At 72.3% G+C, this 19,644-nt stretch carries 18 protein-coding genes; 13 read left to right on the top strand and 5 right to left on the bottom strand.

The genetic code is table 11. From position 1 onward, the window contains the following. Positions 1-143 precede the first annotated feature (143 nt). Both D0D15_RS21140 and D0D15_RS21145 read left to right on the top strand, forming a co-directional pair. The gene (locus D0D15_RS21140; protein ID WP_233157430.1) at positions 144-1,421 is read left to right on the top strand and encodes a glycosyltransferase 87 family protein; all 1,278 of its coding nucleotides are present in this window, start codon (positions 144-146) and stop codon (positions 1,419-1,421) included. Between the two features lie 4 nt (positions 1,422-1,425). After that, positions 1,426-4,509 carry an acetyl-CoA carboxylase family protein gene (locus D0D15_RS21145; protein WP_094007656.1) on the top strand — a complete coding sequence of 1,028 codons (3,084 nt, stop codon included), beginning with the start codon at positions 1,426-1,428 and terminating at the stop codon, positions 4,507-4,509. 53 nt (positions 4,510-4,562) lie between these two features. On the opposite strand, the gene D0D15_RS21150 is transcribed toward D0D15_RS21145, so the two are convergent. Next, positions 4,563-5,003, bottom strand: a complete 441-nt coding sequence (locus D0D15_RS21150) for a nitroreductase family deazaflavin-dependent oxidoreductase (RefSeq protein WP_167481529.1) — start codon at positions 5,001-5,003, stop codon at positions 4,563-4,565. Positions 5,004-5,156: 153 nt separating this feature from the next. Continuing rightward, on the bottom strand, positions 5,157-6,134 hold the full coding sequence (locus D0D15_RS21155) for an aldo/keto reductase (RefSeq protein WP_094007657.1): 978 nt from the start codon (positions 6,132-6,134) through the stop codon (positions 5,157-5,159). 100 nt (positions 6,135-6,234) lie between these two features. Between D0D15_RS21155 and D0D15_RS21160 the strand changes: the two genes are divergently transcribed. From D0D15_RS21160 to D0D15_RS21190, 7 genes are all read left to right on the top strand, one after another. Next, complete coding sequence (locus D0D15_RS21160; RefSeq protein ID WP_094007658.1) at positions 6,235-6,909, top strand: DUF998 domain-containing protein; 675 nt, start codon at positions 6,235-6,237, stop codon at positions 6,907-6,909. Positions 6,910-6,983: 74 nt separating this feature from the next. Next, on the top strand, positions 6,984-7,745 hold the full coding sequence (locus tag D0D15_RS21165) for a beta-ketoacyl-ACP reductase (protein ID WP_094007659.1): 762 nt from the start codon (positions 6,984-6,986) through the stop codon (positions 7,743-7,745). 4 nt (positions 7,746-7,749) lie between these two features. After that, the gene (locus D0D15_RS21170; protein WP_094007660.1) at positions 7,750-8,202 is read left to right on the top strand and encodes a MaoC family dehydratase; all 453 of its coding nucleotides are present in this window, start codon (positions 7,750-7,752) and stop codon (positions 8,200-8,202) included. Between the two features lie 83 nt (positions 8,203-8,285). Then, positions 8,286-9,305 (top strand): phosphotransferase family protein, encoded by a 1,020-nt coding sequence (locus tag D0D15_RS21175; RefSeq protein WP_094007661.1) that lies wholly within the window; start codon positions 8,286-8,288, stop codon positions 9,303-9,305. A gap of 2 nt (positions 9,306-9,307) precedes the next feature. Continuing rightward, positions 9,308-10,528: an acyl-CoA dehydrogenase family protein gene (locus D0D15_RS21180; RefSeq protein WP_094007662.1), complete on the top strand. Its 1,221-nt coding sequence runs from the start codon at positions 9,308-9,310 to the stop codon at positions 10,526-10,528. Next, positions 10,525-11,712: an acyl-CoA dehydrogenase family protein gene (locus tag D0D15_RS21185; RefSeq protein ID WP_094007663.1), complete on the top strand. Its 1,188-nt coding sequence runs from the start codon at positions 10,525-10,527 to the stop codon at positions 11,710-11,712. Before D0D15_RS21180 ends, D0D15_RS21185 begins: the two co-directional genes overlap by 4 nt. After that, a complete protein-coding gene (locus D0D15_RS21190; protein ID WP_094007664.1) occupies positions 11,709-12,809 on the top strand; it encodes an acyl-CoA dehydrogenase family protein in 1,101 nt (366 codons plus the stop codon). The genes D0D15_RS21185 and D0D15_RS21190 overlap by 4 nt, the downstream gene beginning before the upstream one ends. A gap of 918 nt (positions 12,810-13,727) precedes the next feature. On the opposite strand, the gene D0D15_RS21195 is transcribed toward D0D15_RS21190, so the two are convergent. From D0D15_RS21195 to D0D15_RS21205, 3 genes are all read right to left on the bottom strand, one after another. Further along, positions 13,728-14,303: a TetR/AcrR family transcriptional regulator gene (locus D0D15_RS21195; protein WP_094007665.1), complete on the bottom strand. Its 576-nt coding sequence runs from the start codon at positions 14,301-14,303 to the stop codon at positions 13,728-13,730. 80 nt (positions 14,304-14,383) lie between these two features. Beyond that, positions 14,384-15,169 (bottom strand): SDR family NAD(P)-dependent oxidoreductase, encoded by a 786-nt coding sequence (locus D0D15_RS21200; protein ID WP_094007666.1) that lies wholly within the window; start codon positions 15,167-15,169, stop codon positions 14,384-14,386. Further along, a complete protein-coding gene (locus tag D0D15_RS21205; protein ID WP_162830625.1) occupies positions 15,166-15,921 on the bottom strand; it encodes an SDR family oxidoreductase in 756 nt (251 codons plus the stop codon). Before D0D15_RS21205 ends, D0D15_RS21200 begins: the two co-directional genes overlap by 4 nt. A gap of 110 nt (positions 15,922-16,031) precedes the next feature. Between D0D15_RS21205 and D0D15_RS21210 the strand changes: the two genes are divergently transcribed. From D0D15_RS21210 to D0D15_RS21225, 4 genes are all read left to right on the top strand, one after another. Beyond that, the gene (locus D0D15_RS21210) at positions 16,032-16,643 is read left to right on the top strand and encodes a TetR/AcrR family transcriptional regulator (RefSeq protein ID WP_115944682.1); all 612 of its coding nucleotides are present in this window, start codon (positions 16,032-16,034) and stop codon (positions 16,641-16,643) included. A gap of 390 nt (positions 16,644-17,033) precedes the next feature. After that, complete coding sequence (locus D0D15_RS21215) at positions 17,034-18,143, top strand: epoxide hydrolase family protein (RefSeq protein WP_094007668.1); 1,110 nt, start codon at positions 17,034-17,036, stop codon at positions 18,141-18,143. Between the two features lie 10 nt (positions 18,144-18,153). After that, a complete protein-coding gene (locus D0D15_RS21220) occupies positions 18,154-18,612 on the top strand; it encodes a nucleoside deaminase (protein ID WP_094007696.1) in 459 nt (152 codons plus the stop codon). 10 nt (positions 18,613-18,622) lie between these two features. Next, positions 18,623-19,582: an isopenicillin N synthase family dioxygenase gene (locus tag D0D15_RS21225; RefSeq protein ID WP_094007669.1), complete on the top strand. Its 960-nt coding sequence runs from the start codon at positions 18,623-18,625 to the stop codon at positions 19,580-19,582. Positions 19,583-19,644: the final 62 nt, after the last annotated feature.

Below are 19,644 nucleotides of genomic sequence, written 5' to 3' on the forward strand. Positions count from 1 at the left end.
CCCATCAGGCGCCGCCGCCGGCCCTCCCCACCCCGGCGCCCGTCACCGGACCGGGGGACCTGCCGCCGCGCCCGCGCGTGCCGGTGCCAAGATGACGATCTTGGGGGACGCGGCAGGGGGCCGCGCCGGGACGGGGGGACACGATGGCCGCTCACCTGCACGCCCACGACCACCCGCGGCTCACCGGCACGCGCCTGCGGTGGATCACCCGCGGCGCGGCCGCGCTGCTCCTCCTCACCGTCGTCGGCTGGGTGCTGCTCTTCCAGGGGTTTCTCGACCTGCACGTCTACCGCACCGGCGGCCTCGCCTGGCGGACCGGCGCCGGGCTGTACACGCCGGCCTTCGCGGCCATGGTGCCGGGCATGCCGCTGCCCTTCACCTATCCCCCGTTCGCCGCGATCCTGTTCGCGCCCGTCGAGCTCCTGCCCTGGCACGTGGCGAAGTTCGCGGTCAGCCTCGCCTCCGCGGCCACCCTCGCGCTCACCACCACGCTCACCGCCCGCCGCCTCCTCGCCAATCGCGCCGCGGCGAACGCCCTCGGCATGAGCGTCGCCGCCCTGTGGGCGCTGTTCGAACCGGCCCGGCAGACCATCGGTTTCGGCCAGATCAACCTGATCCTGATGGCCCTGGTCACCGCGGACTGCCTGCTCCCCCGCACCCGCTGGCCCCGCGGCCTGCTGGTCGGCGTGGCCGCGGCGATCAAGCTCACCCCGGCCGTCTTCGTGCTGCTGTTCCTCCTCCGCCGCCAATACCGCGCCGCCGCCACCGCGGTCGCCTCGTTCGCCGCCTGCGGGCTCGCCGCCCTGCTGCTCGCGCCGGCCGACTCCGCGCAGTACTGGCTGCACACCCTGTTCGACCCGGGGCGCATCGGCGGCCTCGCCTACGCGTTCAACCAGAACATCCAGGCGATCCTGGTCCGGCTGTTCCCGGAGAACACCCTGCTCTGGGCCGTGCTCGCGGCCGCGGTCATGGCCCTGGCCGCGGTCGCCGCCCGCCGGGCCCGCGACGACGTCACCGCCCTGCTCGCCATCGCCGCCGGCGGGTTGCTCGCCTCGCCGGTGAGCTGGTCGCACCACTGGGTCTGGGTGCTGCCCGCCGCGGTGGTGGTGCTGGTCCGCGCCCCGCGCTGGAGCCCGGTGCTGCTCGTCTTCGCCGTCGGGCCGCACTCGTGGCTGCCGCAGACCCACGACCTGGAGATGCACTGGACCTGGTGGCAGCACCTGCTCGGGTCCTCCTACGTGCTGGTCTCGGTGGCCGCCCTGGTGATCATGGCCGGGAATTCGCCATCCCCGCGGATCGTTGAACAACTCGGCCGCCGGTCTCGCCCGTCCCGATCTGGCGACACCGGCGGCCCTGGTAGCGGCACCGCCCGCCCGGTAGCGTCCGGGGAGACCGAGGACGTGATCGACACGGTGAGGTGAGACGGTGCCGTCCCTGCTCGTCGCGAACCGGGGCGAGATCGCCGTCCGGATCCTCGGCACCGCCGCCGCGCTGGGCTTCCGCACGGTCGCCGTGTATCCCGGGGACGACGCCGACTGCGCCCACGTCACCCGCGCCGACCACGCCGAACGCCTCGACGGCACCTACCTCGACGCCGCCGCGATCGTCGCCGCCGCGCAGCGCACCGGATGCGAGTTCCTGCACCCCGGTTACGGGTTCCTGTCCGAGAGCGCGGACCTCGCCCGCCGCTGCGCGGACGCCGGGATTCGCTTCGCCGGACCGTCCCCGGACGCCCTGGAACTGTTCGGCGACAAGACCCGCGCCCGGGCACGAGCCCGGGAGCTGGGCATTCCGGTCCTCGCGGGCACCGACGGCCCGACCGATCCGGCCACCGCCGAGGCGTTCTTCGCCGAGCACGGCGCGGTGATGGTCAAGGCGCTGGCCGGGGGCGGCGGACGCGGCATGCGACCGGTGACCGACGCGGCCGGCCTGCCCGCCGCACTGCGCCGCTGCGCCTCCGAAGCCCGGGCCGCGTTCGGCGACGGCTCGGTCTACCTGGAACGGCTCCTCCCCCACGCCCGCCACATCGAGGTGCAGATCGCCGCCGACGGCGAGACGACGCTCGCGCTCGGCGACCGGGACTGCAGCCTGCAGCGCCGCCGCCAGAAGCTCATCGAGATCGCGCCCGCGACCCTCCCGGCGGAGCTCCGAAAGCGCTTGCACGAGTGCGCCACGCGGTTGGTCGGGTCCACTGTGTACCTTGGTCTGGCCACTGTGGAATTCCTGGTCGACGGCGGCGAATTCGTGTTCCTGGAGGTGAATCCGCGGTTGCAGGTCGAGCACACCGTGACCGAGGAGGTCACCGGGCTCGACCTGGTCGAGATCGGGCTCCGGCTGGCCGCGGGCGAACCACTGGACCGCACCGTCCCGCAGCCGCGGGGCGTGGCGATCCAGGCCAGGGTCAACACCGAGACGGTCCGGCCGGACGGCACCGTGCTGCCCGGCGGCGGCACGCTCACCACGTTCCAGCCGCCCACCGGCCGCGGCGTCCGCGTGGACACCCACGGCTACCCGGGCTATCCCGGCAACCCGCGTTACGACTCGCTGCTGGCCAAGGTGATCGTCACCGGACACGACCTCGCCTCGGCCGCCGCCCGGTTGCGTCGCGCGCTGGGCGAATTCGCCATCACCGGGCCGCCGACGAACCTCGCCCTGCTCCGGGCGCTGCTGGCCGAGCCGCTCGGCACGGCCGACACCACGTTCGTGGACCGCCGCCTGCCGGACCTGGTGGACGAGATCACCGAGCCCGCGGCCGCGCCGGGCACGGTCACCGCGCCACAGCAGGGCGTGGTGGCGCAGGTGTGCGTGGCCGAGGGCGAGACGGTGCCGGCGGGCGCGGAACTCGTCGTGCTCGAGGCGATGAAGATGGAACACCTGATCACCGCCGAGCGGGGCGGCGCGGTGCTCGGGGTCGTGGTCAAGCCCGGTGACACCGTCACGGCCGGGGCGGTCCTGGTCACCCTGCGAGAGAACGGCGAGGTGACCGGAGCCGCCGAGGCGACCGAGACCGACCTCGACCACATCCGGCCGGACCTCGCGGAAACCGTGGCGCGGCACGAGATCGGCCTGGACGCCGCGCGCCCGGACGCGGTGCGCAAGCGGCACTCCGCCGGGCAGCGGACCGCGCGGGAGAACGTCGAGGACCTGTGCGATCCCGGCAGCTTCACCGAGTACGGCGCCCTCGCGATCGCCGCGCAGCGCCGCCGCCGGGACCTCGGCGACCTGATCCGCCGCACCCCCGCCGACGGCCTGGTCACCGGCACCGCGACCGTCGGCGGGCGGCCGGTCGTCGTGCTGGCCTACGACTACACCGTGCTGGCCGGGACGCAGGGCGTGCACAACCACCGCAAGACCGACCGGATGCTGCGGCTGGCCCGGGACCGCGGCCTGCCGGTGGTGCTGTTCGCCGAGGGCGGCGGCGGGCGGCCGGGCGACACCGACACCTCCGCGGTCGCCCAGCTGGACGTGCCGACGTTCCGCATGGCCGCCCAGCTGGCCGGCGAGGTGCCGACGGTCGCGATCGTGTCGGGCTACTGCTTCGCCGGCAACGCGGCGCTGGCCGGGGTGTGCGACGTGGTCATCGCGACCGAGGGCAGTTCACTGGGCATGGGCGGGCCGGCGATGATCGAGGGCGGCGGGCTCGGAGTCGTCGCGCCCGGCGACGTCGGGCCGATGCCGGTGCAGTACACCAACGGGGTCGTGGACGTGCTGGTCGCCGACGAGGCCGGGGCGGTCGACGTGGCCAAGCGTTACCTGTCCTACTTCGCCGGCCCGGCCGAGGCCGGGGAACCACACGACCAGCGCCGGTTGCGGCACCTGGTGCCGGAGAACCGGGTCCGCGTCTACGACGTGCGGCCGGTGCTGTCCACAGTGGCCGATCCCGGCAGCCTGCTCGAACTGCGCGCCGGGTTCGGGATCGGGGTGATCACCGCGCTGGCCCGGATCGGCGGGATCCCCGTGGGGGTGCTGGCGAACAACCCGGCCCACCTCGGCGGCGCGATCGACGGCGACGCCGCCGACAAGGCGGCACGTTTCCTGGACCTGTGCCGCGCGCACGGCCTGCCGGTGGTGTCCTTCGTGGACACTCCGGGGTTCATGGTGGGCCCGGAGGCGGAGAAGACCGCGACGGTGCGGCGGTTCGGTGACCTGTTCGTCGCCGGGGCGCGGCTGACCTCGCCGCTGGTCGCGGTGGTGCTGCGCAAGGCCTACGGCCTGGGCGCGATGGCGATGACCGGCGGCTCGCTGCACGCGCCCGCGCTGACGGTGGCGTGGCCGACGGGCGAGTTCGGCGGCATGGGGCTGGAGGGCGCGGTGCGGCTGGGGTTCCGCGCGGACCTGGAGGCGATCGCCGACCCGGAGGCCCGGCACGCCCGCTACGCCGAGCTGGTGGCCGAGTACTACGAGCGCGGCAAGGCCCTGAACACGGCGACGGTCTTCGAGATCGACGACGTGATCGACCCGGCCGGCACGCGGGAGCTCATCATCCGCACCCTCGGCGCGACCGGCTGACCGCGGAACCCGCTCGCCGCGGCGGTGCGCGGCCGGTCGATCCGGGTGCCGCCTCATTCCTCCAGCAGGAAGAGCGGGATCCGGCGGTCCGTCTTCTCCTGCCACTCGGTGTACGTCGGCCAGAGCGCGACAGCGTACTCCCACCACTGGCGACGCTCCTCGCCGTCGAGCCGGCGGGCGACGTAGGTCTTCCTGACCGGGCCGTCCTGCAGCTCCACCGTCGGGTGGGCACGGAGGTTGGCGACCCAGCCCGGGTTCTCGCGGCGGCCGCCGTTGGACGCCACCGCGAGGTACTTGCCGTCCTTCTCGATCCGCATGATCGGCGACTTGCGGATCTTGCCGGTCTTGGCGCCGACCGTGGTGAGCACGACGATCGGGGCCCCGCCGGGCTCGTTGAGGCTGACCTCCCCGCCGGACGACTCGAACTGCTCCACCGCTTCGCGGACCCAGTCCGTCGGGCTCGGCGCGTACTCGCCTTCGAAGTGATCACTCACGCTTGCCACAAGGCGGCCGCCGCCCGCGGTATTCCCGCCACGGCGGACGCGCACCCCTGCCGGGGCCGGTGATGACGCCTGGCCGGCTCCGGGCAGCGCGCCGCGGCCGGGCGCCGGCCATTGGCGCGGTCACCCGGCCGGAACGCACGAGCCCTACCAGCGCTCGTGCACCTGCGCCCGGATCCGCCGGTCGTACAGCTCCCGCACCGCCTCCAGCGTCGGCTCCGGCAGTGCCTCGACCCCAGCCGCCGCCGCGTTCGCTCGCGCCTGCTCCGCCGATCGCGCCCCCGGGATCACCGACGTGACGCCCGGCTGCTGGATGATCCACCGCAACGCCGTCTGGGCGGGCGTCACGCCGGCCGGGGCCAGCGAACTGAACTCCGCGGCCGCCTCGACGCCCGTCGCGAAGTCCACCCCGCTGAACGTCTCCCCCTGGTCGAACGCCTCGCCGTGCCGGTTGAACGTCCGGTGGTCGTCCGTGGCGAACACCGTCTCCTTCGTGTAGCGGCCGGACAGCAGGCCGGACGCCAGCGGCACCCGCGCGATGATCCCCACCCCCGCCTCGGCGGCGGCCGGCAGCACCCGGTCGAGTGGCTTGAGCCGGAACGGGTTCAGGATGATCTGCACGCTCGCCGTGCCCGGGCGGGCGATCGCGGTCAGCGCCTCCGCGCACGTCTCGACGCTCACCCCGTACGCGGCGATCCGCTCCTCCGCCACCAGCGTGTCCAGCGCGTCGAACACGGCGTCACTGGAGTACACCGCCGCCGGCGGGCAGTGCAGCTGCACCAGGTCCAGCACCTCGACCCCGAGGTTGGCCCGCGACCGGTCGGTCCACGCCCGGAAGTTCTCCAGCGTGTACTCACCCGGGTCCAGCGGCGCGCGACGGCCCATCTTGGTCGCCACGAACACGTCCGGGTGGTCGCGCAGAAACCGCCCGATGATCTGCTCGCTGCGGCCGTCACCGTAGACGTCGGCGGTGTCGAAGAACGTGACACCGGCCGACACCGCGGCCTCCAGCACCGCGAACGCCTCGGCCTCGCCGACCTCGCCCCAGTCCGCGCCCAGCTGCCACGTGCCGAGCCCGACCACCGACACCGCACGGCCGGTCCGGCCGAGAACCCGTTGCTCCATGCCGACGATCCTAAGGGCCCCCACCGACAATCCCGGGCACGCGCCGAAACCGCCCACGAGATCACAAAACCCCCACACGTGCGCGCATAAACTGGGCCGGGTGACCACCACTCCGGCCCCCACCCGCGCGCCGCGGCTCCTCGCCCTGGGCTGCCTCACCGCGATCGCCGGGGGCGCCGCGCTCGTGCTCCTGCTGCAGTTCCTCCCGCCCACCGACCAGATCAGCCCGGTGCGCCGCACGATCAGCGAGTACGCCCTGAGCGCCAACAAGTGGATCTTCGACATCGCGGTCCTGCTGATCGCCCTCGGCTCGGCGGTGCTGTTCGCCGCGCACGTGCTGATGCGGGCCCTGCCGGTCCGCTCGGCCGCGGTCGTGCTCGGTGCACTGTGGACGGTCAGCCTGCTGGTGGTGGTCGCGTTCCCCAAGACCGACTGGTCCGTCGGGCCGAGCCTGGGCGGGGTGGTGCACCGGTACGCGAGCGTCGTCGGGTTCGTGTGCCTGCCGGTCGGCCTGCTGTTCGCCGCGCGCCGCATCTTCCCGGACTCGCCGGGCTGGCGCTGGGCGGCCCGCGCGCTGGCGATCGTCTCGCTCGCCTGGTTCGGGCTCATCCTCGGTGCGGTCGGCTACATGCTCGCCGGGGGCGGGCCGTGGTGGCGCACGATCCCGCTGGGCCTGGTGGAGCGCCTGCTCGCGGCCACCGAACTGCTCGCGCTCGCCACGCTGGCCGTCCCGTTACTACGATCGAACCGAACCGGGGTGACCCAGGTCACTTAGGCGCTCCGGGCCGGAGGCGAGTAGCTTTCTAAGCGCTCGCTTACCGACGCGCTCAACGACGAGGAGGAGTTCCCGTGACCGAGTCCCACTCCCGGGTCGCCATCGTGACCGGCGCCGGCCGAGGCATCGGCGCCGCTGTCGCGCGCAAGCTGGCCTCGGACGGTTTCGCCGTCGCCCTGCTGGACCTCAACGAGGAGTCCGTGAAGCAGGGCGCCGAGGACATCGCCGCGGCCGGCGGCAAGGCCATCGGGGTCGCGCTCGACGTCAGCAACACCGAGCAGGTCGAGGCCGCCGTCGCCCGGGTCGCCGAGGAGCTGGGCCCGCCGACCGTGCTGGTCAACAACGCCGGCATCACCCGGGACAACCTGCTCTTCAAGATGACCGACGAGGACTGGGACTCGGTCATGAACGTGCACCTCAAGGGCTCGTTCCTGATGACCCGAGCGGTCCAGAAGCACATGACCGAGCAGCGCTGGGGCCGGATCGTGAACCTGTCCAGCACCTCCGCGCTGGGCAACCGCGGCCAGGTCAACTACTCCGCGGCCAAGGCCGGCCTGCAGGGCTTCACCAAGACGCTGGCGATCGAGCTGGGCAAGTTCGGCGTCACCGCGAACGCGATCGCGCCGGGCTTCATCGAGACCGACATGACCGCCGCCACCGCGGAGCGCCTGGGCGTGCCGTTCGAGGACTTCAAGGCGTTCGCGGCCAAGGAGATCCCGGTGCAGCGCGTCGGCAAGCCCGAGGACATCGCCAACACCGTGTCGTTCCTGGTCAGCGAGGGCGCCGGGTTCGTCTCCGGCCAGGTCGTCTACGTCGCCGGCGGACCGAAGGACTGAGATCATGCGCGTCTTCAACGGACTGGACGAGTTCACCGCCGCGGTCGGCGAGCAGCTGGGCACCAGCGACTGGCACACCGTCACGCAGGAGCAGGTCAACACCTTCGCCGACGCCACCGGCGACCACCAGTGGATCCACGTGGACGTCGAGAAGGCCAAGCAGGGCCCGTTCGGCGCCCCGATCGCGCACGGTTTCCTGACCCTGTCGGTGCTGCCGCTGCTGTCGGCGGGCACCTACCGCGTCGACGGGCTGAAGATGGGGATCAACTACGGCCTGAACAAGGTCCGGTTCCCGCAGCCGGTCAAGGTCGGCTCGAAGATCCGCGGGGTCGCCGAGCTGGCCGAGGTCACCGACGTGCCGGGCGGCAAGCAGGTGGTGACGCGGTGGACGATCGAGATCGACGGCGAGGCCAAGCCGGCGTGCGTCGCCGAGTGGGTGACGCGCCTGATCGCCTGAGACGTGAGCCCGCCTCCGGGCGGGCTTCCGCTACGGTGGGACATACCGACTGGTCGGTATAGCTATCTGGACAAGGAGGCCCAGTGACGCAGCAGGACCTGCCCGGACTCGACCTCGCACGGCTGCGGGACTACCTGGACGAGCACTCCCCCGGGCTCGTCCAGGGCCCGCTCACCGGTGAGGTGGTGCAGGGCGGCCGGTCGAACCTGACCTACATCGTGGGCGACGGCGCCGGCCGCTGGGTGGTGCGCCGGCCCCCGCTCGGGCACGTCCTGCCCACCGCGCACGACATGGCCCGCGAGCACCGCGTCATCAGCGCGCTCGCGGACACGCCCGTGCCGGTGCCGCGGACGATCACGCTGTGCCAGGACACCGAGGTGCTCGGCGCGCCGTTCTACGTGATGGAGTTCGTGCCGGGCACCCCCTACCGCGCGGCGAGCGAGCTGGAGGCGCTCGGTGAGGAGCGCACGCGGGCGATCGCCGAGTCGCTGATGGACACCCTCGTCGACCTGCACACCGTCGACCCGGACGCGGTCGGGCTCGCCGATTTCGGCCGCCCGGAGGGGTTCCTGGAACGGCAGGTGCGCCGCTGGAAGAAGCAGCTGGACGCCTCCCGCAGCCGGGACCTGCCCGGCGTCGACGACCTGCACGACCAGCTGGCCCGCGCCATCCCGGCGTCCGGGCCCGCGGCCGTCGTGCACGGCGACTACCGGCTGGACAACGTCCTGGTCGACGAGACCGACCGCATCACCGCGGTGCTGGACTGGGAGATGTCCACGCTCGGGGACCCGCTGACCGACCTGGCCCTGCTCATCGCCTACGCCGAGCGCGGCAAGGTCAACCTGGAGATCGTCTCCAACGTCAGCACCGCGCCCGGTTACCCGGGCACGGACGAGATGATCGCGCGGTACGCGGCGCGGTCCGGCCGGGACGTCTCGGCGCTGGACTGGTACGTCGGGTTCGCGTTCTTCAAGCTCGCGGTGATCCTGGAAGGCATCTACTACCGGTTCAGCCAGGGCCAGACCGTGGGCGCCGGCTTCGACCAGATCGGCGCCGCGGTGGTCCCGCTCGTCACCCTCGGACTCGACACCCTCAAGGACTGATCATGGATTTCGCGTTCGACGCCAAGACCGAGGAGCTGCGGGAGCGGCTCCTGGAGTTCATGGACTCCCACATCTACCCCGCCGAGCCGGTCCACGAGGAGCAGCTGGCGCAGCGGGACAACGAGTGGACCTTCCCGCCGGTCGTGGAGGACCTCAAGGCCGAGGCGCGCAAACGCGGCCTGTGGAACTTCTTCCTCCCCGGTGAGCACGGCGCCGGGTTGACGAACCTGCAGTACGCGCCGCTGGCCGAGATCACCGGCCGCAGCCCGCACCTGGCCCCGGTCGCGCTGAACTGCTCGGCGCCGGACACCGGGAACATGGAGGTGCTCGCGATGTTCGGCACCGAGCAGCAGCGCAAGCAGTGGCTGCAGCCGCTGCTGGACGGCGAGATCCGCTCGGCGTTCGCGATGACCGAGCCGGACGTGGCCTCCTCCGACGCCCGCAACATCGCCACCAGCATCCGCCGCGACGGCGACTCGTACGTGATCACCGGGCGCAAGTGGTACATCACCGGCGCGATGAACCCGAACTGCAAGATCTTCATCGTCATGGGCAAGACCGACCCGGACGCCGAACCGCACCGCCAGCAGAGCCAGATCCTGGTGCCGCGGGACACGCCCGGCGTGCACGTCACGCGCGGGATGCACGTCTTCGGCTACACCGACGGCTCGCACGGCGGGCACGCCGAGGTGGTCTTCGACGAGGCGCGGGTGCCCGCGGACAACCTGATCGGCGAGGAGGGCGACGGGTTCGCCATCGCCCAGGCGCGGCTGGGGCCGGGCCGGATCCACCACTGCATGCGCTCGATCGGCATCGCCGAGCGCGCCATCGAGATGATGTGCCGCCGCACGCTGAGCCGCTCGACCTTCGGCAAGCCGATCGCCGAGCAGGGCGTGGTGCAGGACTGGATCGCCGAGGCGCGGGTGAAGGTCGAGCAGCTGCGGCTGCTGGTGCTCAAGACCGCGTGGCTGATGGACACCGTCGGCAACCGCGGCGCGCACACCGAGATCCAGGCGATCAAGATCGCCACCCCGAAGACCGTCGAGTGGATCCTGGACAAGGCGATCCAGGCGCACGGCGCGGGCGGGCTGTCCCAGGACTTCCCGCTGGCGGAGATGTGGGCGGGGATCCGCACGCTGCGGTTCGCCGACGGACCGGACGAGGTTCACAAGCGCTCGCTGGCCCACCGCGAGCTGAAGAAGTACCGATCGGAGGCCCGATGAGCACGCTGACCGCCGACGACCTGCGCGCGCGGGTGGGCGAGCTGCTCGCCGCCCACCCGCCGGCGAGCACGGAGCGGCTGGAGTTCCTGCGAGCCCGGTTCGACTCCGGCCTGGCCTGGGTGCACTACCCGGAGGGCCTGGGCGGGCTGGGCGCGCCGCGCGAGCTGCAGAACGTCGTCGAAGCCGAGCTGGCGAAGGCCGGCGCGCCGGACAACAACCCGCGCCGGATCGGCATCGGGCTGGGCATGGCGGCGCCGACGATCCTGCGGTTCGGCACCGAGGAGCAGAAGAAGCGCTATCTGCGTCCACTGTGGACCGGCGAGGAGGTGTGGTGCCAGCTGTTCAGCGAGCCGGGCGCCGGATCGGACCTCGCCGCGCTGGGCACCCGCGCGGTGCGCGACGGTGACACGTGGGTGGTCGACGGGCAGAAGGTGTGGACGTCGGTCGCGCACATCGCCCGGTTCGCGATCCTGGTCACCCGCACGGATCCGGACGTGCCCAAGCACCAGGGCATGACGTACTTCATCTGCGACATGACCGATCCCGGTGTCGAGGTGCGGCCGCTGCGGCAGCTGACCGGCGAGGCCGAGTTCAACGAGGTGTTCCTGTCCGGGGTGCGGATCCCGGACGCGAACCGGCTCGGCGCGGTCGGCGAGGGCTGGAAGGTCGCGCAGACCACGCTGATGAACGAGCGGGTGGCGATCGGCGGCAACGCGATCCCGCGCGAGGGCGGCCTGATCGGGATGGTGTCGCGGACCTGGCGGGACCGGCCGGAGCTGCGCACGCCGGAGCTGCACGACCGGTTGCTCCGCCTCTGGGTCGAGGCGGAAGCGGCGCGCCTGGCCGGGACGCGGTTGCGCCAGCAGCTGGCGGTCGGGGCGCCGGGGCCGGAGGGTTCGGCGATGAAGCTGGCGTTCGCGAAGCTGCAGCAAGCGCTGACCGGGCTGGAGATCGAACTGTCCGGTGAGGACGGTCTGCGTTACGACGACTGGACGTTGCGCCGGCCGGAGAAGGTCGACATGCTCGGCCGCGGGCCCGGGTACCGCTACCTGCGGGCGAAGGGCAATTCGATCGAGGGCGGCACCTCCGAGGTGCTGCGCAACATCATCTCCGAACGCGTGCTCGGGCTGCCGTCCGAGCCACGGGTGGACAAGGACGTCGCGTGGAAGGACCTGCCGCGGTGAGCGATCTGCTGTACTCCGAGGTCGAGGAGGACCTGCGCGCCAGTGTCCGGGACCTGCTCGGCGACCAGGCCGGGTTTTCGGCCGTGCTGGCACGGACGGAGAGCGCCGAGCCGTACGACCTGAAGCTGTGGCGGACGCTGGCGACGGATCTGGGCCTGGCGGGGCTCGCGGTGCCGGAGTCGCTGGGCGGGCAGGGCGCGTCGTACCGCGAGGTGGCGGTCGTGCTGGAGGAGCTGGGCCGGTCGGTGGCGCCGGTGCCGTTCCTGGGCAGCGCGGTGCTGGCGACGGCGGCTTTGCAGGCCGCGGGTGACACGGAGTTGCTGCCGCGCTTGGCCGCCGGTGAGGTCGTCGGCGCGCTGGCGGTGCCGCTGACGTCGGCGCCGGACGCGGGTTTCCCGGGTGGCGTGTCGGCGAACACGGAGGGCGCGCTGAGCGGCGCGGTGCGGACGGTGGCCGATGCGTCGGTGGCGGACGTGCTGATCGTGCCGGCGGTGGGCCCGGACGGCCCGGGGCTGTACGCGGTGGAGAAGACCGCGGCGACGGTGACCGAGGTGGTGTCGCTCGATCTGACGCGCCGGCTGGCGGACGTGTCGTTGGACAACGCGTCGTCGCGGTTGCTGGTGTCGGGTGCCGGGGCGGAGGCGGCGCTGCGGCAGGCGTTGCTGGTGGGCGCCGGGTTGCTGGCGTCGGAGCAGGTCGGGGTCGCGCAGTGGTGTCTCGATGAGACGGTGGCGTATCTGAAGCAGCGCTACCAGTTCGGGCGGCCGGTGGGTTCGTTCCAGGCGCTGAAGCACCGGCTGGCGGATCTGTACCTGGAGATCGTGTCCGCCCGCGCGACGGCCCGCTATGCGGCGGACACGCTCGCTACCGGTGACTCGGATGTGCCCGTCGCGGTGGCGGTGGCGCAGTCGACGTGCTCGACGGTGGCGCTGCACGCCGCGGAGGAGGCGGTGCAGTTGCACGGCGGGATCGGGATGACGTGGGAGCACCCGGCGCACCTGTACCTGAAGCGCGCCAAGAGCGACGAGCTGGCGCTCGGCACGCCGGGGCGGCACCGTGCGGCGCTGGCGGGGTTGGTGAACCTGCCGCCGGCCTGAGGCGGATTGCTGGAGCGTGGTTTTTCGGGAGGCCGGTGCTGTGGCGCCGGCCTCCCTTGTCTTGTGTCGTCGGCGCGTGGCTCCCGCGTGAGTGGACACTTCGCAGGCGCACGAAAGGCCCAGCCACGGACTTCGGCGCACGAAAGCACCCAGTCGTAGGTGTACGAAGGGACCAGCCACACCAGGCGAGGCAGGTGGTCGCGTCGCACCCGCACGAGCGGGCATGTCGCCCCCGCACGAGCGGGCACCTCGCACCCGCACGAGCAGGCATCTCGCACCCGCACGAGAGGACATCTCGCACCCCCACGAGAGAACACCTCGCACCCGCACGAGAGGACATCTCGCACCCGCACGAGAGGGCACCTCGCACCCCCACGAGAGGACATCTCGCACCCCCACGAGAGGGCACCTCGCACCCCCACGAGAGGGCATCTCGCACCCCCGCGGGTGGACACCCAACGCCCCATGAGCGGACACTTCGCACTCGCACGAGTGGCCCCCTCATGCGACCGCACGAATGGTCACCTCGCCGCCGCACGAACAGTCACCTCGCCGCCGCACGAACGGTCACCTCGCACGAACGGTCACCTCGCACGAGAGGGCATCTCGCACGCCCACGAGCGGACATCTCGCACGCCCACGAGCGGACATCTCGCGCGGGCACGAGTGGACACCTCGTGTGGCCGCACGAACGGTCACCTCGCACGAGAGGGCATCTCGCACGCCCACGAGCGGGCACCTCGTAGCCCCACGAGTGGCCGCCTCACGGCCCCGCGAGAGGGCATCTCGTACCCACCCACACAAATGGCCATCTCGTACCCACACGAATGGTCGCCTCGTACCCACACGAATGCGTCACCTCGTGCCGGCACCACTGGACCAACCGCGCCCCGCCACCAGAAAGGCAGCGCAACAACCTCAGGGCCGCAGCGAGCCCACCAGCAGATCGGCGTAGTGCGCACCAACCTCCGGCGCGCTCAGCCGCCCGTCGCTGCGGTACCAGACCGCCAGGTGGTGCACCGAGCCGAAGAAGAAGTCCACCACGATGTCCGCGGGCTTGTCGGTGCGGAACACGCCCTCCCGCTGCCCCTCCTCGATCAGCGACCGGAACAGCACGTGGTACCGGCGCCGCTCGGCGCGCACCGCCTTGCGGTTTTCCGGGCTGAGCTGGTGCATGGACTGGAAGAAGATCGTCGTGTCGTCGAGGTTGTCGATGCTGCTCACCACGACGTCGGAAGCGGCCGCGTGCAGGCGCGCGGCCACCGGCTCACCGCTGGCGACCACCTTCTCCAGCTGCTCGGTCTGCAACCGCAGCACGCGGCCGTAGATCTCGTGCAGCAGGTCGTCCTTCGAGCCGAAGTAGTGGTACATCGCGCCCTTGGTGACCCCGGCCGCGGCCACGATCTCCTGCACCGACGTCCGGTCGAACCCGCGCTCGGCGAACAACCGCGTCGCCGCCGACAGCAGCCTCGCCGGCACCGGCTCCTCGGTCATCCGCAACGTCCTTCCTCGACCGGCACAGCATAACCGCGCCCCCGGTCGCACACCTTCCGGCGATGTGCGACCGGAGCACGTCACTCGCCCTGCGCGGCCTCCACCTTGCGCTGCAGCTTGTTCATCCCGCCCAGCCAGCGGTCCGTCTGCGTCGCGCGGGTGGTGTAGTACTCGGCGACCTCCGGGTGCGGCAGGATCAGGAACCGGTCGTCGGAGAAGGACTCCATCACCGCGTCCGCCACCTGGGCCGGTTCGATCGCCGACGCGCCCATGATCAGCTGTCCGCCGACGCCCGTCGCGGCGAGCATGTTCGTCCGGACGCCCTGCGGGCAGATCGCCTGGACCGTGATGCCCCGGTGCCGGTACGTCGCCGAGAGCCACTCCGCGAACGCCAGCGCCCCGTGCTTGGTCACCGAGTACGGCGCCGATCCGAGGCTGGTCAGCAGCCCGGCCGCGGAGACCGTCGCGAGGAACCGGCCCCGCCCGCGCTCCAGCCAGGCGGGCAACAGCAGGTGAGCCGCCCGCACGTGGGCCATCACGTTGACGTCCCACGCCCGCGCCCACACCTCCTCGGGCGCCTCCGGCCCGCCGTGCGGGGCGATGCCCGCGTTGGCGCAGAACAGGTCGATGGCGCCCAGCTCGCCGGTGGCCCGCGAGATCAGCGACGCGACCCCGTCCACCCCGGCCGCGTCACCGGCGACCGCGACCCCGCCCACCTCCGCGGCCACCGCCTCCGCGGCCGGGCCGTCGAGGTCGGCCACCACGATCCGCGCGCCCTCGGCCGCGAACCGCCGCGCCAGCGCCGCCCCGATCCCGCCGCCACCGCCGGTGATGACGACCCCGGCGCCCCTCAGCTCGAAGCTCACAGCCCGCCTCCCAGCGTCACGCCGCCGTCCAGCACCACGGTCTGCCCGGTGATCCACCCGGCCTCGTCGGAGAGCAGGAACGCGACCGCCCCGGCGATGTCCTCCGGCACGCCGAGCCGCTTCATCGGGTACGCCGCGGACACCTCCTCCTCGCGGCCCTCGTACAGCGCGGTGGCGAACTTGGTCTTCACCACGGCCGGCGCGACCGCGTTGACCCGGATCTTCGGGCCCAGCTCGACCGCCAGCTCCTGCGTCATCCGGATCACCGCCGCCTTGCTCACGCCGTACATGCCGATCCCGGGCGAGGCACGCAGGCCGGCGATCGAGGCGACGTTGACGACCGAGCCGCCGTGCTCCCCCATCCACGCGTCGCGCGCCTGACGCAGCCAGGCCAGCGGCGCGAGCACGTTGACGGCGAGGATCTTCGCCGCGGCGTCGCGGTCGATGTCAAGCATCGGGCCGTACACCGGGTTGATGCCGGTGTTGTTGACCAGCATGTCCAGCCGCCCGAAGGTCTCCACGGTCCTGGCGACGGCCTCCTCCTGGTGCGCCGGGTCGTCGGCCTTGCCGGGCACCGCGATCGCCACCCCGGGCCCGCCCAGCTCGTTCACCGCGTCGGCCAGCGGCTCGGGCTTGCGGGCGGTGATGCACACCCGCGCGCCGCGCTGCACCAGCTCACGGGCGATGCCGAAGCCGATGCCCCGGCTCGCCCCGGTGACGATCGCGACGCGGTCCTTGAACGAGTTCACCATCGGGCTCCTGTCTCCTGTCCACCTTGACTAAGCGCTCGCTTACAATGAGAACGGCCGGACCGCCGTGTCAAGTCTCCCGCCAGGCGGTTCCCGACTGGGAGGATTCCGCCATGACCATCTCGCTGTCCGCCGAACTCTGGCCGGACGTGCAGCCGGACGCGGCGCGGCGGCTGATGCTGGCCGGAGTCGAGTCCTTCGCCCGCCGCGGCTACCACGCGACCACGACGCGCGACATCGCCGGCGCGGCCGCGATGAGCCCCGCGGCGCTGTACGTGCACTTCCCGTCCAAGGCCGCGCTGCTGTTCGCCATCAGCAAGAGCGGGCACCAGCAGACGCTCGACCTGGTCGAGGACGTCGCGAAGCGCGCCGACGACCCGAAGGAGCGGATGCGCCGGATCGTCGCCGACTTCGTCGCCTGGCACGCCCGGCGGCACACCGTGGCGCGCGTCGTGCAGTACGAGCTGCAGGCGCTGCCGGAGCAGGAGTACCAGGTGGTGGCCGACCTGCGGCGCCGCATCGAGCACCTGGTGCGCGGCGTCATCGAGGAGGGCGTGGCGCAGGGCCAGTTCGTGGTGGCCGATGTCAAGACCGCCGCGCGAGCGGTCCTGTCGCTCGGCGTCGACGTGGCGCGCTGGTACACCGAACGCACCGGGAAGACGCCCAAGGCGCTCGGCCGCGAGTACGGGGATCTCGCGCTGCGCATGCTCGGCGCGCAACCCTGACAGCGACGGTGCCACGACGCTCACCGTACCTCACATACTAAGCGGTCGGTAACCTCCGTCCCCACCTTCGGCACGTCTCAGCACGCCGGCCCGCGAGGCGTGCTCGGCGTCGGCGGCGAGGGTGCGCCGGCAGCGCGTGGTGGACCGGATGGGCCGCCGTGACCTCGACCGACGCGTGCGGTTCGACGAGCCGGACGAAGAGCGGGAAGGCCACCGAGAAGGGCCGAGCCGCGTCGGTGAGGGTTGCCGCCTCGTCGGCACAGAGGCAGCGGGAGGTCCGCGCGGGCCGGGAAACGGCGGTACCGCGCGGCGTTACCGGCGCCGGCCGCGCACGTGCGGCCGCCGGCGACGAACCGGACGGTGGGTGCGGTTCCTCGCTACCGTCACGGCATGAGCGAAATCCGCCCGTTCCACCTCGCCGTCCCGCAGTCCCAGCTCGACGACCTGCACGCCCGCATCGACCTGACCCGCTGGCCGGACGAGCTGCCGGGCGTGGGCTGGAGCTACGGCATCCCGCTCGGCTACGTCCAGGAGCTGACCCGGTACTGGCGCACGTCCTACGACTGGCGCGCGCACGAGCGGCGGCTCAACGAGCTGGGCCAGTTCACCACCGAGATCGACGGGCAACGCATCTACTTCCTGCACGTCCGGGCCGCCGACGAGGACGCCCTGCCGCTGATCCTCACCCACGGCTGGCCCGGTTCGGTGGTGGAGTTCCTGCCGGTGATCGAGGCGCTGTCGGCGCGGCACCACCTGGTCATCCCGGCCATCCCCGGCTACGGCTTCTCCGGCCCGACCACCGGCGCCGGCTGGGACGTGGCACGCGTCGCCCGCGCGTTCGCCGAGCTGATGCGCCGCCTGGGCTACGACCGCTACGGCGCGCAGGGCGGCGACTGGGGCTCGGCGATCTCCCGCCGGCTGGGGATCGACGACGCCGAGCACGTCGCCGGGGTGCACGTCAACATGCTCGGCACCGTCCCGTCCGGGAACCCCGCCGAGCTGGACGAGCTGTCCCTGGCCGACAAGGAGCGGCTCGGCCGGCTCGAGCGCTACCAGCGCGAGCTGTCCGGCTACATGAAACAGCAGTCGACGCGCCCGCAGACCCTGGCCTACGCCCTGCACGACTCCCCCGTCGGCCAGCTCGCCTGGATCGTGGAGAAGTTCCAGGAGTGGACCGATTCGGGCGAGACCCCGGAGGACGCCGTCGACCGGGACCTGATGCTCACCAACGTGATGATCTACTGGCTGACCGGCACCGCGGGCTCCTCGGCGCGGCTGTACTACGAATCGGCCCGCAGCCGGGGCAAGCAGCCCGGGCTGGACGTGCCGATGGGGGTGGCGGTGTTCCCGCACGACATCGTGCTGCCGGTGCGCCGCCTGGCCGAGCGCGACAACAACATCGTGCACTGGTCGGAATTCGACCGGGGCGGGCACTTCGCCGCGATGGAGGAACCGGATCTGTTCGCCGAAGACGTTCTGGAGTTCTTCGGTTCGCTCTAGAGTGGGGCGCATGCTCAAACCCGATCCCGGCCGGCTGCTCGCCGTCGCCCGCGAAGAGGCCCTGCTCGGCAAGTCCGAGGGCGGCGTGCCCATCGGCGCGGCGCTGTTCACTGTGGACGGTGAGCTGCTGGGCCGGGGTCACAACCGGCGCGTGCAGGACGGCGACCCGTCGATGCACGCCGAGACCGCGGCTTTCCGCAACGCGGGCAGGCGGCCGCACTACCGCGACACGGTGATGGTCACCACACTGTCACCCTGTTGGTATTGCAGCGGCCTGGTGCGGCAGTTCAGCATCTCCCACGTGGTGATCGGCGAGGCCCGCACCTTCTCCGGTGGCCACGACTGGCTTGCCGGGCTGGGGGTCGGCATCACGATCCTGGACGACCCCGCGTGCGTCACGCTGATGACGGAGTTCATCGAAGAGCGCCCGGACCTGTGGTTCGAGGACATCGGGGTCGAGACTTCCTGAAGGAGCAGCCATGCCGCCGTCCGTTCCGCTGATCGACCTGACGTCCTGGTTCGACGGTTCCGGCCGCGGCCGGGTGGCCGCCGAGGTGGACCGCGCGCTGCGCGAGTCCGGTTTCCTGCTGATCACCGGGCACGGCGTGCCGGACGAGCTGCGCGCGCGGGTGCGGTCGCGGGCGCGGGAGTTCTTCGCCCTGCCGGCCGAGGTCAAGCGGCGGTACGCGGTGACGGTCGGCGGGCGCGGGTGGCTGCCGCCGGGTGTGGAGGCCAACGGCTACGCCGAGGGCACCGAAACCCCGCCGGACCTCAAGGAGTCCTACTCGGCAGGCGCGGACACCGCGACCGGGATCGCCGAGGTCGACGAGTTCTGGTTCCAGCCCAACGTGTGGCCGGCGGAGGTCCCGGAGTTCGCCACCGCGTCGCGCGAGTACCTGCGGCGGATGCGGGAGCTGTCGGACGAGCTGCTGACGGTGTTCGCGGCCGCGCTCGGCCTGCCGTCCGACCACTTCACCCGGCACACCGGGCACCCGACGTACACGTTCAACATCAACTGGTACCCGGCGCTGAACCGGGTCGGCGCGCCGGCGCCGGGGCAGTTCCGGATCGGGCCGCACACCGACTTCGGCACGGTGACGGTGCTGGACCGGCAGGCCGGGGTGGGCGGGCTGCAGGTCTGCACCAGTGACGGCGAGTGGGTGGACGCGCCGTACGACCCGGCGGCGTTCACGGTCAACATCGGGGATCTGATGGCACGCTGGACGGGCGACCGCTGGCGCTCGACGCGGCACCGGGTGCTGCCGCCCTCGGCCGACGCGCCGGAGGAGGACCTGGTGTCGCTCATCTTCTTCTACGAAACCGACCACGACGCGCGGATCACCTCGCTGGCGCCGCCGCTGGGCCGCACGGCGTACCCGGAGGTCGTGGCGTCGGAGTACCTGCGCGGGAAACTCGACGCGATCACCGTGGCCCCCTGACCCCACTGGGACCAGGGGGCGCGACGGCGTCAGTTGCGGCCGTACTCCCCGCCGCAGTCACA

Origin of the sequence: Amycolatopsis thermalba, assembly GCF_003385215.1 — a bacterium.
Taxonomy (GTDB): domain Bacteria; phylum Actinomycetota; class Actinomycetes; order Mycobacteriales; family Pseudonocardiaceae; genus Amycolatopsis_E; species Amycolatopsis_E thermalba.